Origin of the sequence: Arthrobacter sp. zg-Y820 (assembly GCF_030142155.1) — a bacterium.
Taxonomy (GTDB): Bacteria; Actinomycetota; Actinomycetes; order Actinomycetales; family Micrococcaceae; genus Arthrobacter_B.
In genome coordinates, this window is the sequence record NZ_CP126247.1 from 3,281,838 (window position 1) to 3,298,508 (window position 16,671).

Consider the following 16,671-nt stretch of genomic DNA (forward strand, 5'->3'; position numbering starts at 1 on the left):
CTGGAACCAAGGAAACAAGCACGAATATGGCACCCATCCGGCAGCCCCGGCTGCAGCTGCGGCAGCTAAACCCCTTGCGGGCGTTCTCCGCGCTGCGCGACTTCGTGGATGCCCTGGCTGCCAGTTCCCCCGCCCGGCTGGCCCTGATTGTCTTCGCCCTGGTGATCCTGCTGTTCACCGCCCTGCTGTCGCTGCCTGCCTCGTCGAGCAGCGGTGACGTCACTCCCCTGCACGACGCCCTCTTCACCGCAGTGTCGGCTGTCTGCGTCACCGGGCTGACCGTGGTGTCCACCGCCACGCACTGGTCCGGCTTCGGGCAGGTGCTGATCCTGATCGCCATCCAGGTGGGCGGGCTGGGCATCCTGACCATGGCATCGCTGCTGGCCCTGGCCGTGAACCGGCGGCTGGGCGTGCGCGGAAAGCTGATTGCCCAGGAAGGCATGAACACCGGCCGCCTGGGGGAAGTCGGTTCGCTGCTGCGCATCGTGGTCACCACCACCGTGGCGATCGAGCTGGTGCTGGCCTTGATCATGGCCCCCCGGTTCATGATTCTGGGAGAGTCCCCCGGCCAGGCAATCTGGCATGCCGTGTTCTATTCAATCTCCGCGTTCAACAACGCCGGCTTCACCCCGCACTCGGACGGGCTGGTGCCGTACGACGAAGATCTGTGGATCCTCGGGCCGCTGATGGCGGGGGTTTTCCTGGGCAGCCTCGGCTTCCCGGTGATCATGGTCCTGCTGCAGAGCAAATTCCACGTCAAGCAATGGAATCTGCACACCAAGCTCACACTGCTTGTCACTACCATTCTGCTGGTCGGCGGCAGCGTCCTTTGGGGCGCCTTCGAATGGTTCAACACCGCCACCATCGGCGACATGAACGTGGCGGACCGGATCCTGCATTCGGTGTTCGCCTCCGTGATGACCCGGTCCGGCGGCTTCAACCTGGTGGACATGTCCGACCTGGATTCCAGCACGCTGGTCATCACCGACATGCTCATGTTCGCCGGCGGCGGCTCTGCCTCCACCGCCGGCGGCATCAAGGTCACCACCCTGGCCGTCATCTTCCTGGCGATCGTGGCCGAAGCCCGCGGTGACTCCGATGTGCGGGCCTTCGGCAGGACCATTGCGTACAGCGCAATGCGGGTGGCCATCTCGGTGGTCGTCCTCGGCGCCACCCTGGTGGCCGTGGCCACGGTGGCGCTGCTGGCCATCACCGCTGAGACGCTGGAGCCGGTCCTGTTCGAGGTGATTTCCGCCTTTGCCACGGTTGGGCTGAGCACGGGACTGAGCGAAGCGTTGCCGCCGGCCGGCAAATACCTGCTCGCCGCCCTCATGTTCGCCGGCCGCGTGGGTACCATTACCCTGGCCGCGGCCCTGGCAACCCGGCAGCGCAACACGCTGTACCACTACCCCGAAGAAAGGCCAATCATTGGCTGACAGACCAGCTCACAACGCTCCCGTCCTCGTCATCGGATTGGGACGCTTTGGCTCCGCCACCGCTGAACAGCTGGTTAAGCAGGGCCGCGAAGTCCTCGCCATCGAGCGCGATCCGAGCCTGGTCCAGAAGGCGTCAAGCCTCCTGACCCACGTGGTGCAGGCCGACGCCACCAACATCGATGCCCTCAAGCAGCTGGGCGCGCAGGACTTTTCCTCCGCCGTCGTCGGCGTCGGCACCTCCATCGAATCCAGTGTGCTGATCACCGTGAACCTGGTGGATCTGGGCATCGAGCACCTCTGGGTCAAGGCGATCACTTCCGCGCACGGCAAGATCCTGACCCGGATCGGCGCCAACCACGTGATTTATCCGGAGGCCGACGCCGGCCGGCGCGCGGCGCACCTGGTCGGCGGCCGCATGCTGGACTTCATCGAGTTCGACGACGACTTCGCCATCGTGAAGATGTATCCGCCCCGGGAAACCCAGGGCTTCACGCTGGGCGAGTCCAACGTGCGCTCCAAGTACGGGGTCACCGTGGTGGGCGTGAAGTCACCCGGTGAGGACTTCACCTACGCGCGGGCAGACACCAGGGTGTCGTCCCGCGACATGCTGATTGTCTCCGGACACGTGGACCTGCTCGAGCGGTTCGCCGCCCGCCCCTAGCTTTCTGCGCGTCCGTCCCGCGGGGTTCTTTCCATCCTGCGGACGTTCCCGCACCGAGAGCGCAGCTATGGCGACTTCCACGCTGGGCGGCGCCATCGCGGCGCACCGAAAGCGCAGCTATGGCGGCTTCCACGCGGACCCGGCCGACGCCGCTACTTCTGCGCGGCCGAGAGCTCCGCGGTGATCTCCGCTGCCCGCTCGGCGGCGGCACGGGCCCCGCGGGCCACGACATCGGGCAGTCCCTGCTCGTCGAAGCTGCGGATGGCGGCCTCGGTGGTGCCGTTGGGGCTGGTCACGGCGCGGCGCAGCACACCGGCATCGGCGCCCGGCTCGGCGAGCATGTAGCCGGCACCGGCGACGGTGTCGCGGGCGAGGACCGCCGAGAGCTCGGGATCCAGGCCCAGCTCCACGCCGGCGCGGGCCATGGCTTCGGCCAGGTAAAAGGCGTAGGCCGGACCGGAGCCGCTCACGGCGGACACGGCGTCGACCTGCTCTTCCGGCACCTGGACCACACGGCCGGTGGCGGACAAGAGCTCGGCGGCCAGCGCCATGGTGGCCTCGGTGGCGTTGGTGCCGGCGGAGATGGACACGACGCCGCGGCCCAGCCGGGACGGCGTGTTGGGCATGGAGCGGATGACGGGCTGGCCGGCGGGAAGCCCCGCTTCCAACAGCTCCAGGGAGACAGCCGCGGCCACGCTGATCACCACGGTGCCCGGACGCAGGGCTGGGGCGATTTCCGCCAAGAGCGCCGCGACGCCCACCGGCTTCACGCCGACGACGACGACGTCGGCGCCCGCTGCCGCGGTGCGGTTGGCTTCCGGGTCATCGTTGCTGGCCAGCACGGTGAGGCCGGCGTAGCGTCCGCGCAGTTCGGCTGCCCGTTCGGGGCGCCGCACGGTGGCGCTCACCTGTGCGGGCGGCATCCCGCCGGCGAGGATTCCGCCAAGAATGGCTTCGTTCATTGAGCCGCAGCCCAAAAAGGTCAGGTGGGTATGTCCGGTATCCATGCCCCCGATTCTGTCACGGCACCCCGCGGGGCTCCGTATCGGGCTACTCCGAGATCTGGCCCAGGTTCATGCGGGCGAAGTCCAGGGTCTGCTTTAGCTGGTCCTCCCGCTCGCCGGCGCCCTTGACCTTGCGGGTACTCACTTCAATGGCCACCACGCCGGTGTACCCCGTTTCGCTCAGGTACTGCAGGGCTTCGGCGCAGCGCTGGGTGCCTTCACCGGGCAGCATGTGCTCGTCGCGCCCGTTGGGCGTGCCGTCGGTCAGGTGCACGTGACGCAGGCGGGAGCCGAGCTTGCGCAGTTCCTCATAGGAATCCATCCCGGCGATCGCGGCATGGGAGAAGTCCCAGGTGACATGCTCGTAGGGTTCCGTCACCGGATTCCAGTGCGGCAGGTAGGCCTTGGCTTCGCGGCCGCGGACCCGCCACGGGTACATGTTCTCCACGGCAATGGTTACGCCGTACTGCTCGGCGATGTGCCGCACGCCCTCGGCGAAGTTCTCCGCGTAGCCGGACTGCCAGCGGAACGGCGGATGCGCCACCACTGTCTTGGCCCCCACCTCGGCGGCCATCGCGGCGGACAGCTCAATCTTGGTCCAGGCCTTGCCCCAGACCTGCTGGGTCAGCAGCAGGGTGGGCGCGTGAATGGCCATGATGGGCTGTGAGTAGCGCTCGCTGAGTGCGCTCAGGATCTGCGGGTTTTGGCTGTCGTTGCTGCCGGTAACCATGATCTCCACGCCGTCGTAGCCCAGGTCGTGGGCGACGGCGAAGGTGTCGTGCACGCTCAGCGGATAGACGGAGGCGCTGGACAGGGCCACCGGGATGAACGGGGCGGTGTCCTCTTCCGTCAGGGAAATCTCTGGTGACGTGGTCATTCAGCTGGACTTTCCGTAGAAGTGGCTGTCAGGGGCGCCATCTCCGGCACCCGTTCCGGGAGGCGGCTGTCCGGCAGGGGGCTGTCCGGCAGCGGGCCGTCTGATTCGAAGCGCAGGGTGTCGAAGCGCTGCAGGATCAGCCCCTCGCGCAGCGCCCAGGGGCAGATCTCGAGCACCGGAAGATCGAAGGCTTCCATGGCCGCGTGGGCCGTCATGGCACCGGCGAGCACCTGCGACGCGCGGATCGGGGACACGCCGTCGAGGTTGCTGCGGTCGCTGATGCTCATGGTTTCCAGGCGCTTGGTCCACAGTCCGAGGTCGGTGCGCTGCAGCTGGCGGCGCACGTAGGGCCCGGCAGCGGACGGGGCGGCACCGGTGATGCGGGCCAGCGAGCGGAAGGTCTTGGACGTGCCGACGGCGAGGTTCGGACGGCCGCAGGCAGCAAACTCCGCCGCGGCTTCCTGCACCGCTGCCCGGATGTGCTTGCGCAGCTTCTTGATGCTCTTGGCCGTGGGCGGATCGCCCGGAAGCCAGTCGCGGGTCAGCCGTCCGGCACCCAGCGGCAGGGACAGCGCGGTCTCGGGAAGTTCGTCGGCGCCCTGCGCCATTTCGAAGGATCCCCCGCCGATGTCCAGGTCCAGCAGGGTGCCGGCGCCCCAGCCGTACCAGCGGCGGACGGCCAGGAAGGTCAGCGACGCCTCGTCGGCGCCGCTCAGTTCCTTCAGCCGGACAGTGGTTTCGGCCTCCACCCGGGCGAGCACGGCCGCACCGTTGGGTGCTTCCCGGATCGCCGAGGTGCAGAAGGAGAGCAGGTCCTGGGCGCGGTGGCGGCGGGCAAACTCCCCGGCTTCCGCCACGAAGCCGATCAACTCGCGCTGCCCCGCTTCGGTGATGGCGCCGTCGTCGTCGAGGTAGGCGATCAGCGACAGCGGCCGCTTGTGGGAGGCAAACGGCACCGGCCGGGCACCCGGATGCGCGTCCACCAGCAGCAGGTGGACGGTGTTGGACCCGATGTCGAGGACTCCTAAGCGCATGACACCATTATCCCGCGCCGAAGGGCAGCTCCCGTACACGGCAGCTGCCCTTCGGCAAACATGGGAACGGCGGCCGGATCCCGTCAGCGGCCTACTTCTTGGCCGGTGCGCGCTTGCGGGCCGCCGGCTTGCGGGCGGCCGGCTTCTTGGCCGGACCCTTTTCGCGCTTCTCCGCCAGCAGCTCGATGGCCTGCTCGCGGGTCAGCTCTTCAATGGCCGTGGACCGGGGCACCGTGATGTTGGTGATGCCGTCGGTGATGTACGGACCGAAGCGGCCGTCCTTGACCACAATGGGCTTCTCCGACACCGGATCCGTGCCGAACTCCGCCAGCGGAGCCGCTGCCTGCCGGCCGCCGCGCTGCTTGGGCTGGGCGTAGATTTCCAGCGCCTGTTCCAGCGTGATGGTGAAGATTTCCTCTTCGGAACCGATGGAACGGGAGTCAGTGCCCTTCTTCAGGTACGGGCCGAAGCGGCCGTTCTGCACGGTGATCTCGTTGCCCTCGGCGTCGGTGCCCAGGACGCGCGGGAGCTTCATCAGCTTCAGCGCTTCCTCGAGCGTGACGGTTTCCACGCTCATGGTTTTGAACAGCGAGCCGGTGCGCGGCTTGGCCTTGACCGGCTTCTTCGGCGGCTTGGGCTTGCCGTTCTTGTAGTACTCCACCGGCTGGTTCGCCAGCTCCTCGGCGGTGACCTCGGGGATCAGCTCGATGACGTACGGGCCGTAGCGGCCGTTGCGGGCCACGATGGTGCGCCCGGTTTCCGGATCCTCGCCGAGCACGCGTTCCTCCGGTCCGGCGGTTTCCATCAGCTCGATCGCCTTTTCGGCGGTCAGCTCATCGGGGGCCAGGTCCTCGGGAACGTTGGCGCGCTCGGGCTCGGTGCCTTCCGGGGCGTCGGCGGGCAGCGGGCGTTCCAGGTACGGGCCGAACTTGCCCACGCGCAGGGTGATGCCCGGCGCGATCTCGATCGAGTTGATCGCCTTGGCGTCGATTTCGCCCAGGTCGTTCACGATCGTGTGCAGCCCGGTGTCCACGCGGTCACCGTAGTAGAACTGGTTCAGCCACTCCACGCGGCCGGCCTCGCCGCGGGCAATGCGGTCCAGGTCCTCTTCGAGTTCGGCCGTGAAGTCGTAGTCCACGTAGTTGGTGAAGTGCTCCTCCAGCAGCCGCACCACGGAGAATGCGATCCAGCTGGGCACCAGGGCCTGGCCGCGGTTGGTGACATAGCCGCGGTCCATGATGGTGGAGATGGTTGCGGCGTAGGTGGACGGGCGGCCGATGCCGAGCTCTTCGAGCACCTTCACCAGCGACGCTTCCGTGTAGCGCGGCGGCGGGGAGGTCTCGTGCCCGACGGCGTTGAGGTCCGCTGCGGTGAGCGCGTCGTCGGCCTTCAAAACCGGCAGGCGGGCACCCTCGGTGCCTTCGGCGTCGTCGTCGCGGGCGGCGTCGCGGCCCTCCTCGTAGGCGGCCATGAAGCCGCGGAACGTGATGACGGTGCCGGAGGCCGAGAACTCGGCGTCCCGGCCGTCGGAAGCAACGGCGCCCAGGCGGACGGACGCCGTCGAGCCCTTGGCGTCGGCCATCTGCGAGGCGACGGTGCGCTTCCAGATCAGTTCGTAGAGCTTGAACTCGTCGCCGCGCAGCGAGGAGGCGACCTGCGCCGGGGTGCGGAACGAGTCACCGGCGGGGCGGATGGCCTCATGGGCTTCCTGCGCGTTCTTGGACTTGCCCTTGTAGACGCGGCGGGCCTCGGGCACGTATTCCGGGCCGTAGAGTTCAGAGGCCTGCCGGCGGGCGGCGTTGATGGCCTGGTCCGACAGCGCCGGGGAATCGGTACGCATGTAGGTGATGTAACCGTTTTCGTACAGCCGCTGCGCCACCTGCATGGTCACCTTGGAGGAGTAGCGCAGCTTGCGGCCGGCCTCCTGCTGCAGGGTGGAGGTGGTGAACGGTGCGGCCGGACGGCGGGTGTACGGCTTGGTGTCCACGGAGCGGACGGAGAACGACGCCGACGCCAGGTTGGCGGCCAGCGAGGTGGCTGCCGCTTCGTCCAGGTGGGCCACGGACTTGGCCTTGAGCTGGCCGAGGTCGCTGAAGTCCTTGCCGGTGGCAACGCGTGCGCCGTCCACGGAGACCAGCTTGGCCTTGAAGGACTCGGCGGCATCGGTGGCGAAGGTGCCCAGCAGGTCCCAGTAGGAGGCGGGACGGAACGCCATGCGCTCGCGTTCGCGCTCCACCACCAAACGGGTGGCCACGGACTGCACGCGGCCGGCGGACAGGCCGCGGGCCACCTTGCGCCAGAGCACCGGAGAAATCTCGTACCCGTACAGGCGGTCCAGGATGCGGCGGGTTTCCTGCGCGTCAACCATGGCGACATCGACGTCGCGCATCTCCAGCAGGGCGCGCTGAATGGCTTCCTTGGTGATTTCGGGGAAGGTCAGGCGGTGCACCGGAACCTTGGGCTTGAGCACCTGCAGCAGGTGCCAGGCAATGGCTTCGCCTTCGCGGTCACCGTCAGTTGCGAGGTAGAGCTCGTCGGCGTCCTTGAGGGCGGCCTTGAGCTCGGCGACCTTCTTCTTCTTGTCGGCGGAGACCACGTAATACGGCTCGAAGTCGTTGTCCAGGTCGACGGCGAACTTGCCGACGCCGGTCTTCTTCAGCTCGGCCGGCAAGTCCGACGGCTGCGGGAGGTCGCGGATGTGGCCCATGGAGGCCGTCACCTCGAAGCCCTCGCCCAAATAGCCGGCAATGGTCTTGCCCTTGGCGGGAGACTCGACAATGACTAACTTCTTGCCGGTCTTCTTGTCGCTCGCCTTAACTGGCACTGTTCTCCTACGTAACAAAGGTGGTTCAAAGGGTAAGGGGCCGCGCCCGAGCTCTGATGCCTGGCCCGGTTCATCCTCAGACAGTATGCGGGATGCCCCAGACCTAGGGTAACTGCATTGAATGGGAGTTGCTGACTTGCCTCCCAAAACACCGCGGCCGGGCCGGCGGGTGTCAGGGAGCCGCGGGAACCAAGAATCCGTCCAGCACCAGGTTGCGGACCTCGGCTTCCAGGCCGCGGGCAAAGTCCGGGTCCGGACGCCCCAGCAGCGCCGCGAGGGCACCGATGATCTGCCCCGTCGACAGTTCGCCGTCGCAGGCGGAAACGAACCCGGTCAGCTCGGTGCTCATCAGGTTGGTCCGGCGCAGGCCCGCACCCTGGCGCAGCAGGATCACTCCCGGGTGCTCCGCGCCGGGACGGGCGTGGCGCTCCTCCGTCACGTCGTCGGCCACTTCCAGGTGTTCATTTGCCAGCGAGGGGTGCGCGGCCAGCCAGTCAAACCGCGCGACGGCGGCGCCCAGGTGCGGCCCCACGGGCTGTTCGAGGGCGTGGGTAATCTCCTCGAACCGGCGCAGCGGCGCGGAGGCCGGGTCGGCCCGGCGGCGCAGGAAGAGGGAGCCGAAGCCGACGGCGGCCACTTCCCGGGAGGCGAAATCCGCCAGATACGCGGCATAGGACGCCAGGTACTCGCTGCGGTCCCGGTTCTCGGCGGCGTCCCGCAGCCACATCTCGGCGTATTCGGCCGGTTCCAGCACCTCGCGCTGGATTACCCAGGCATCGGTGTCCGGCGGCAGCCACGCCTCGATGCGAGCTGACCACGGAGCGGGTCCGGCGGCGCCGGTTTCGATTGCCGGGATGTCGGCAAAATCACTCGCCCGGATCTCCCAGTTGCCCAGCATCTGCGCCGTGCCGCCCGGAACGAGCACCCGGTGCAGGGTCCGCACCAGCGTTGCCACGATTTCGTCGCCGGCCAGGCCGCCGTCACGGTAGGTGAAGCGGCCCTCCGGATCCTCCCCGGCGCCCCGCGGGGTGATGACGAACGGCGGGTTGGACACCACCAGGTCAAACCGCTCTCCGGCCACCGGTTCCAGCAGGCTGCCCAGCCGCAGGGAAACCCGGTCGTGGAGCTGCTGCGGATCCACCTCCAGGGCACGGGCGTTCAGCAGCAGGTTGAAGCGGGTGAAGGCGAGCGCGCGCGGCGAAATGTCCGTTGCCGTGACGTGGCGGGCATGTCGGAGCAGGTGGAACGCTTGGATGCCGCAGCCGGTGCCCAGGTCCAGCGCCCGGTCCACGGGCCGGCGGACGGTCAGCTGGGCCAGGCTGAGCGAAGCCTGCCCGATGCCCAGCACGTGGTCGTGGCGCAGCACGCCCGGGCGCTGGTGGGCGCCGAGGTCACTGGCCACCCAAAGGTTGCCGCCGTCGGCGACGGGTCCGGCGTCCGGTGCATCAGTGTCGGGCTCGGCGGTCGTGTCAGCGTCCGCGGAGTCGGCGGGGCCAGCGTCGCTGATGCCGTACGGCCGCAGGTCGACGGCGGCGCGGAAGGCCCCGCCGTCGTCGGCCGGCGAGGGCTCCAGCAGTCCCAGCGCCAGCAGCCCCTCGGTCCGGGTCCGGGGAAAAGCGCGGTCCAGCAGCGCCCGGCCCAGGTCCTCTCCGGCCAGCCAGAGCAGGATCATCGCGTGCACCGGCGCCGGATCCTGTCGTTGCGCCTCTTCCCGGCAGCGAAGGACCGCCGGCACCAGCTGGTCACGGCCGAGCGCGGCGGCGGCGGACTCCCCCAGGAAGTCCGCCACCCCGTCAACTGTGTAGCGGGCCTCCGCCAGGTCCGAGGCGAGAGCCTCGAGCAGCGGAAGGTTGAAACTCTGGGGCGCATCGGGAACACCGGCGAAATCAGTCACCGCTCCAGTTTATGGCCGGCCGCGGCAGCCCCGGTGCCGGTGCTCCCCTGCGGTGCCCCTCTCCCGGCGGCCCTCTTCCGGCGGCCGGCTAGGCGCCCTGCAGCGCTTCCACTGCGACGGCCCTCTTTCCGGCCGCGGTGGTACGGCCCGCTGCGTGCAGTGCGCCCCGATATCCGAACACCACGGCCGGGGCAATGGTGGCTCCGGCGCCGGGATAGGTGCGTCCCATGACCGAGGCGGTGGTGTTGCCCGCGGCGTAGAGGCCCTCAATCACCGAACCGTCCTCCCGCAGCACCCGGGCATCCGGATCCGTCACCAGGCCGCCCTTGGTGCCCAGGTCCCCGGGGTAGAGCCGGACCGCGGTGAACGGGCCGTTCTCCAGGGCACCCAGATTGGGGTTCGGCTTCACGCTCGGATCCCCGTAGTAGTTGTCGTACGCGGTGTTGCCCCGGCCGAAGTCCTCGTCCACGCCGGTGCGGGCAAATCCGTTGAACCGCTGCACCGTGGAGACCAGGTTCGCCTCGGGAACCCCCATCTGCCGGGCGAGCCCGGCCAGGGTGTCATCCTTCAGGAGCAGCCCTTCGGCAGCCCACTTCTTCCGCCCGACCATGATCGCGGAGAACAGGTAGCGCCGGGTGTGCCGGGCTTCCATCACCAGCCAGGACGGATTGGCGGGCACCGTGGCGTTGCGTTCAAGCATGTGGTGCCCGAAGTCCACGTAGGACTCGGACTCGTTGAGGTACCGCACGCCCGAGGAGTCCACGACCAGCGAATGCGGCATGGACCGCTCCGCCAGCGAGAAGGCGACGCCGCCGCCGGGGGCGACGGTGGACGGCCCCCACCAGGCATCGTCCATCAGCGCGAGCGCTCCTCCTCGCTGCGCCACCAAGTCGATCACGTCCCCCTGGTCTCCTTCCGGAGCCGACGAATATTCCTGGTCCAGCCCGTGGTACTTTTTGCGCCACTCGGCGTTCCGGGCAAATCCGCCGGCCCCCAGCACCACACCCTTCCGGGTGCGGATCCGGACCGGGCGCCCGCGGTGGGTGACGACGGCGCCCACCACGGCGCCGTCGTCGTCCTGGATCAGGTCAAGCAGCGGGGAAGACAGCCAGACCGGCGTCTGCTGCTGCCTCACAACGTGCATGAGCGAGGAGGAGAGGGCACCGCCCAGCCCGTACAGCCGCTTGCCGCGGGCCAGTCCGCCGAGGGTGCGGAAGACAAAGCGGGCGCCGCGGATGAAGCCGCTGGGCGTGGACCAGGCGCGGGACAGTTCCCAGACGTCGTCGGTCGCCAGCGGCACCGGAATGCCCGACTTCGCGGCGCGGGAGGATTTAAACCACGTGCCCAGCGCCTTGGTGTCGAAGGCTTTGACCTCCAGCGACCGGCCGATCATGCCGCCGGGCTTGTCGGGGTAGTAGTCCGGATAGTCCTTGGACCGCATCCACCGCACGCCCAGCGACGAGAGAAGGGTGACGACGTCGGGAATTGAGGTCAGGAACGCGAGCTTGCGCTCGCGGGAGGAGACCGGCCCGACGTCGGCGATCACCGTCTCCATGTAGGTCAGGGCCTTCTCGGTGCTGTCCGGCACCCCGGCCTTGGCCATGAGCGGATTGTTCGGCATCCACAAGCCGCCGCCGGAGACGGAAGTGGTGCCGCCCCAGACGTCGGTGCTTTCCACCACCAGGACGTCCTGTTCCTCCTCCGCGGCCGTGATCGCCGCCGTCAGGGCCGCTGCGCCGGTGCCGACCACCAGGACGTCGACAATGCGGTCCCACTCGTCAAAGACATCCGTGTCGGCGGTTGGTTGGGTGTTTTCGGTGCGGTTGATGTGCTCGGTGCTGTCTGCGTACTCCTGCGTCATGTCTGTCCCCTGTGGCTGCTTTCCCCCGGACATCGATGCCGGAAGTAGGCCGCATGCTACATGCCCGCCAAACGGCCCGCACGGGCAGTCGCAAACGCCTGAAGCACCGGCCTTCGGAGCGGCTCGCAGGCTTCGCCGGTTCGGGATTCCCCTGCCATTTGGGGCGTCCCCCGCCGGTCCGGGATTTGCCCACCATTTCGGGCGTCCCCCGCTGCTTCGGGATTCCCCTGCCATTTCGGGCGAATCCAGCCGGTCCGCGGTGGTAGGAAACGCCCCAAACGGCCGGTTTTTCCCGGAACGGGTTTTTTATGCAGACCGACCGCAGCGTTCCCGTCAGGCTCCAAGTTGCCGCGTCCGGCGGTTCCCGGGTTCCCGGCCCCGATGTCCCTTCGGCCCTGTTCCGCCGGCCCAAATCCCCGGCTACGTGCCGTTCCTGCAACACCAACCAAGCAGAGTGTTGCCTAGGTCACATTTGTGAACTAGAGTCCAGATTCAGTTTGTGATCCCCGACAGACGCCGTCCGTGTGCCAAAACCGGACCGGCGAGTTCATGACATTGGAGTCATTACATGGCGCTAGCCCTTACCGAAGAGCACACGGACCTGTGTGCCGCGGCCTCCGATTTTGCCTCCCGCTTCGCCGACACGCTGGCGACACGCGAACAGCTTCCGGCGTACGGGGCAGGCGAACCGGCGCCGTACTGGGATGAGCTGGTAAAGAACGGCCTGCACTCCCTGCACATCAGTGAAGAACACGGCGGACAGGGTGGAACGGTGGCCGACACCGCGATTGTGGTGGAGGAGTTCGCCCGCCGCCTGGTGCCCGGCCCCTATGTCTCCACAGTTCTTGCCAGCGCTGCCGTGGCGGCAGCCGGCGACTGCAAGGCCGCGACGCGCGGGCTGGCCGAATTCGCGGAGGGGGCACGGGGTGCCCTTGTGCTTCCCGCCGGCACGGTCAGCGCAGCAGCGGCCGACGGCGGCTGGGAACTGCGGGGCACGGCACCGGTGCTCTCGCTGCTTTCGGCCGACTTCCTCGTCATCGGATTCGCCGCCGGCGGGGATACCCGGTTTGCGCTGGTCGATGTCCGGAGCGCCGGGGTCAGCCGCACGGCCGTTCCCTGCACCGACCTCACCCGCGACGCCGGCACGCTCGAACTCACCGGCCTGCTCGTCGGCAGCGAGGAAATTCTGGAAGGCCTGAGTGTCGTCCACGTGGAAACCCTGCAGGCCGGGCTCCTTGCCGCCGAAGCTTCCGGCATCATGCGCTGGGCTGTCGAGGCATCCACGGCGTACGCCAAAATGCGGGAACAGTTCGGCGCCCCGATCGGTTCCTTCCAAGCCATCAAGCACAAGTGCGCCAACCTCCTGATAGCCGCGGAGCTCGCCGCCGCCGCTGCGTGGTCCGCCCTGGTCTCGCTCGACCAGGACGAGGACCAGCAGAAGCTGGCGGCCGGCGCCGCGATTTCGGCCGCCATCGTCCCCTCGGTGGAGGCCGTCACCGAAGCCGTGACAATCTTCGGCGGCATTGGCTTCACCTGGGAGCACGACGCCCACCTGTTCTGGCGGCGCGCAATGACCCTGGGGGCGCAGGTGGGGTCCCTGAGCGAATGCCTTGTCGCCACGGGCAAGACGGCCCTCCAGCTGGACCGCCGCATCGACATCGAGCTGCCGGATGAAGACCCGGCATTCCGCGCATGCATCGGCCAGCTGCTGGACCGCGCGCAAACCCTGACAAATGAGCACGACGGCGGCCGCTGGTACTCCCGCGGGTCGCAGCGGACCTTCCTGGCCGAGGAGGGGCTCGCCGCCCCGCACTGGTCGGCACCCTACGGACTGGGTGCCACGCCGGCGCAGCAGGTGGTCATTTCCCAGGAGTACGCACGCCGCGGGCTGACGCCGCCCTCCTCCGTGATCGGTGAATGGGCGATGCCGACCATCCTGGCGTACGGCAGCGACGCTGTTAAGGAGCAGTTCGCGCTGCCGACCCTGCGCGGCGAGCTGATCTGGTGCCAGCTCTTCTCCGAACCCGGCGCAGGCTCCGACCTGGCCGGCCTGGCCACCCGCGCCGTCAAGGTGGAGGGCGGCTGGGAGCTGAAGGGGCAAAAAGTCTGGACGTCCGGCGCCCATGAGGCCGACTGGGGCATCTGCCTGGCCCGCACCGACAAGGACGTGCCCAAGCACAAGGGCCTGAGCTACTTCCTCATCGACATGCGAAGCGCCGGCGTGGAAGTCCGTCCCCTGAAGCAGTCAACCGGCGACGCGGAATTCAACGAGGTCTTCCTTGATTCGGTCTTCGTTCCCGATGCCTATCTGCTCGGAGAACCCGGGCAGGGTTGGCGCATCACCGCCACCACGCTGCAGAACGAACGGACCCAGATTTCCTCCGGCGTTTCGGTGGGAACCGAAGAGGCGCTGCGCACCATGATCAGCCAGGGCAGCTACTCCGGCAGTGAGGACGCTGCCTTCACCTCGCTCGGCCGCATTGCCGCCGTCAGCTCGGCCATCGGAGCCCTGAACCTGCGGGAGACCCTGCGCCAGGTCAACGGCATGCAACCCGGAGCGGGATCCTCGCTGGCCAAGGTCGCCCATGCCCGGCTGACGCGCGAGGCCGCGTCCCACGTCCTGGCGCTGGCCGGGCCGGGTGCGCTCTTCGCCTCGGCACCGGGCGATGCAGTGACCGGCCAGCTCGCCGTTCCGCAGGTCCTGATCGGCGGCGGAACAGTCGAAATCCAGCTCAACGTCATTGCCGAACGCATCCTGGGCCTTCCCCGGGGCTAGCCCTCCGGATCCTTCCCTACCGGCCCGCGCCGGGAAACCACATCCATGTTTCACCGAAAGGAGCGTTTCGCATGACAACGTTGACGAGCGAAACCGGCAGTACCCAGAACCTCGATTCCACCCGGCTGCGGGAACTTCTTGAGCCGAAGTCCATCGTCATAGTGGGGGCCAACACCAGGTCCACTTGGTCCCACTTCACGTACAGCAACCTGGTCTCCGGCGGGTTCGAGGGAGAGCTCTACCTGGTGAACCGCCGCGGCGAAGACTGCCACGGCCAAACCAGCTTTGCCTCGCTGGCCGATCTGCCGGAAACCCCGGACCTGGCGATCGTGCTCACGGGAACGAATTCGCTCGAAGACATTTTGGAGGAGGCCCGGGTCAAGGGCATCCGCAACCTGATCCTGCTGGCCGCCGGATTGGGAGAAGCCGGTGCCGAGGGCGCCGCCCTGCAGGCGCGTCTGGTGCAGAAGGCACGTGCTGCCGACCAGCTGATCCTGGGGCCGAACAACCTTGGTTTCATCAACTCCCACGCCAAGGTCGCGGCCTTCAGCCACATGACCCAAATGCCCATGATCAGCGGCGGTGTGGGCATCGCCAGCCAGTCGGGTGCCTTGGCGATCTACTTGCTGCCCTACATGGCATCACGGGGCGTGGGCTGCTCCACTGCGGTGACCGTCGGCAACGAGGCGATGATCTCCGCCATCGATGTCATGAGCGTGCTCGTCGACGATCCCAACACCAAGGTCATTGCCGCCTACCTGGAACAGATTTCGGATCCGGCGCAGTTCCTCAACGTCGCGGACCGCGCCCGGGCCGCCGGCAAACCGATCGTCATCTTCAAAGCCGGCCGCAGTGAGGCCTCAGCCCGGGTGGCGGCAGCCCACACGGGCTCGCTGGTGGGCGACGACACCGTCATCGACGCCGCCTGCAAGCAGTACGGCGTCATCCGGGTCGAGAACATCGAGGACCTGGTCGCCACGGCAGGCCTGATCGAAGCCTACGGCGCCCTTCCCGGGCCCCGGATGGCAGTGATCACCGGCTCCGGCGCCATGTGCGCCCTGGTGGCGGACAAGGCCGACGCCGCCGGGCTGGAGCTGCCTGCCCCGCACCAGGACACGGTGCAGGGCCTGCACGATGCCGGACTGCCCACCTTCTCCACCGTGAACAACCCGATGGACACCACCGGTTACGTCTCCGTTGACCCGACCATCCTCACCAAGGCCGCCCAGTGCTTCATCGACGACCCCAACTACGACTTCGTGGTGGTCAACGGATCGTGGCCGGCAAACCAGGCAATGGCGGACATGGGCCGGCCCACGCAGGATGAAATGCTGCGCCAGCTCACGTCCTCTCCCAAGCCGGTCATCGCGATGAGCTTCCTGCCCACCGAGGTTACGGAGTTCGGCCGCGCCTTTGCCGCCGAGCACGGCTACCCGCACGCCTCGGATTCCTTTGACCGCGGCATCCCGGCCGCGGCCCGCAGCGCCTGGTGGGGACAGCGCGCCGCCGAGCTGGCCTCGGACGGCGAGCTGCCCGCGGCGCCGGCCATCACCAAGCCGGAAGGCGCTGAGCAGTGGACCGAGGTGCAGAGCGGAGAATTCCTGCGCAGCCACGGGGTGCCGTACATTCCCGCCGCCATTGCCGCCTCTGCAGAAGACGCGGTGGCCGCCGCCGAATCCATGGGCTACCCGGTGGTGCTGAAAATCGCTTCCGAAGATATCGCCCACAAGACCGAGGTCGGCGGCGTCCGGCTCATGCTGCAGGATGCTGAAGCGGTGACCGAGGCCTACCAGTTCATCCAGGCGTCCGTGGCCAAGCTGGCGCCGGAGGCCCGGATCCAGGGCGTGGCCGTCTCGCCGATGCGGCCGGCCGGCACCGAGCTGCTGGTGGGAGTTGTCCGGGATCCGCGGTGGGGCCTGGTGCTCGCGGTTGGATTTGGCGGCGTCATGGTGGAGCTGCTCAAGGATTCCGCTGTGCGTCTGCTCCCGGTGGGACCGGCGGAAATTCGCCGGATGCTTGAATCGCTGAAGGGAATTGAGCTGCTCACCGGGTTCCGCGGCGGCGAGCCCACCGATCTGGATGAGCTGGCGGCGGTGATCTTTGAGATTTCGCAGGTTGCCGTGGGGCTCGGCGATGAGCTCGAGGAACTCGAAATCAACCCGCTGCGGGTGGCCGGAAACCAGATTGAGGCGCTGGATGCATTGATCCGCTGGAAGGACCGGTAACGCGGTGTGCGGGATCTCGGGACGCCAAACGGCGGTGGTAGTTTTGGGTGTCCACCGGATTCCCCAGCAGGAGGCAATT

At 68.0% G+C, this 16,671-nt stretch carries 10 protein-coding genes; 4 read left to right on the plus strand and 6 right to left on the minus strand.

Annotation, left to right across the window (positions count from 1 at the left end; translation table 11 throughout):
- The first annotated feature begins 26 nt into the window (after positions 1–26).
- Both QNO08_RS14980 and QNO08_RS14985 read left to right on the plus strand, forming a co-directional pair.
- Positions 27–1,436 carry a TrkH family potassium uptake protein gene (locus QNO08_RS14980; protein ID WP_229964695.1) on the plus strand — a complete coding sequence of 470 codons (1,410 nt, stop codon included), beginning with the start codon at positions 27–29 and terminating at the stop codon, positions 1,434–1,436.
- Positions 1,429–2,097, plus strand: a complete 669-nt coding sequence (locus QNO08_RS14985) for a potassium channel family protein (RefSeq protein WP_229964694.1) — start codon at positions 1,429–1,431, stop codon at positions 2,095–2,097. The genes QNO08_RS14980 and QNO08_RS14985 overlap by 8 nt, the downstream gene beginning before the upstream one ends.
- 152 nt (positions 2,098–2,249) lie before the next feature.
- On the opposite strand, the gene proC is transcribed toward QNO08_RS14985, so the two are convergent.
- The 6 genes from proC to QNO08_RS15015 all read right to left on the minus strand — a co-directional run bounded on the left by proC (position 2,250) and on the right by QNO08_RS15015 (position 11,591).
- Complete coding sequence (proC, locus tag QNO08_RS14990; RefSeq protein WP_229964693.1) at positions 2,250–3,104, minus strand: pyrroline-5-carboxylate reductase; 855 nt, start codon at positions 3,102–3,104, stop codon at positions 2,250–2,252.
- A gap of 43 nt (positions 3,105–3,147) precedes the next feature.
- The gene (locus tag QNO08_RS14995; RefSeq protein WP_229964692.1) at positions 3,148–3,978 is read right to left on the minus strand and encodes a sugar phosphate isomerase/epimerase family protein; all 831 of its coding nucleotides are present in this window, start codon (positions 3,976–3,978) and stop codon (positions 3,148–3,150) included.
- Positions 3,975–5,012 (minus strand): Ppx/GppA family phosphatase, encoded by a 1,038-nt coding sequence (locus QNO08_RS15000; RefSeq protein ID WP_229964691.1) that lies wholly within the window; start codon positions 5,010–5,012, stop codon positions 3,975–3,977. The genes QNO08_RS14995 and QNO08_RS15000 overlap by 4 nt, the downstream gene beginning before the upstream one ends.
- Positions 5,013–5,103: 91 nt before the next feature.
- Entirely contained in the window at positions 5,104–7,836 is a 2,733-nt protein-coding gene (gene topA, locus QNO08_RS15005) for a type I DNA topoisomerase (RefSeq protein ID WP_229964690.1), read from the minus strand.
- A gap of 172 nt (positions 7,837–8,008) precedes the next feature.
- Positions 8,009–9,730 carry a DUF7059 domain-containing protein gene (locus QNO08_RS15010; protein WP_229964689.1) on the minus strand — a complete coding sequence of 574 codons (1,722 nt, stop codon included), beginning with the start codon at positions 9,728–9,730 and terminating at the stop codon, positions 8,009–8,011.
- 88 nt (positions 9,731–9,818) lie between these two features.
- The gene (locus QNO08_RS15015; RefSeq protein ID WP_229964688.1) at positions 9,819–11,591 is read right to left on the minus strand and encodes an FAD-binding protein; all 1,773 of its coding nucleotides are present in this window, start codon (positions 11,589–11,591) and stop codon (positions 9,819–9,821) included.
- Positions 11,592–12,159: 568 nt separating this feature from the next.
- On the opposite strand from QNO08_RS15015, the gene QNO08_RS15020 reads away from it, so the two are divergent.
- Positions 12,160–14,367: an acyl-CoA dehydrogenase family protein gene (locus QNO08_RS15020; RefSeq protein WP_229964687.1), complete on the plus strand. Its 2,208-nt coding sequence runs from the start codon at positions 12,160–12,162 to the stop codon at positions 14,365–14,367.
- A 71-nt stretch (positions 14,368–14,438) separates the two neighbouring features.
- A complete protein-coding gene (locus QNO08_RS15025; RefSeq protein ID WP_229964686.1) occupies positions 14,439–16,592 on the plus strand; it encodes an acetate--CoA ligase family protein in 2,154 nt (717 codons plus the stop codon).
- The last annotated feature ends 79 nt before the right edge of the window (positions 16,593–16,671 follow it).

Coding starts and splice junctions, on each gene's coding strand:
- QNO08_RS14980 (WP_229964695.1), top strand. CDS start 27: ATGGCACCCATCCGGCAGCCCCGGCTGCAGCTGCGGCAGCTAAACCCC.
- proC (WP_229964693.1), bottom strand. CDS start 3,104: ATGGATACCGGACATACCCACCTGACCTTTTTGGGCTGCGGCTCAATG.
- QNO08_RS14995 (WP_229964692.1), bottom strand. CDS start 3,978: ATGACCACGTCACCAGAGATTTCCCTGACGGAAGAGGACACCGCCCCG.
- QNO08_RS15000 (WP_229964691.1), bottom strand. CDS start 5,012: ATGCGCTTAGGAGTCCTCGACATCGGGTCCAACACCGTCCACCTGCTG.
- QNO08_RS15015 (WP_229964688.1), bottom strand. CDS start 11,591: ATGACGCAGGAGTACGCAGACAGCACCGAGCACATCAACCGCACCGAA.
- QNO08_RS15020 (WP_229964687.1), top strand. CDS start 12,160: ATGGCGCTAGCCCTTACCGAAGAGCACACGGACCTGTGTGCCGCGGCC.
- QNO08_RS15025 (WP_229964686.1), top strand. CDS start 14,439: ATGACAACGTTGACGAGCGAAACCGGCAGTACCCAGAACCTCGATTCC.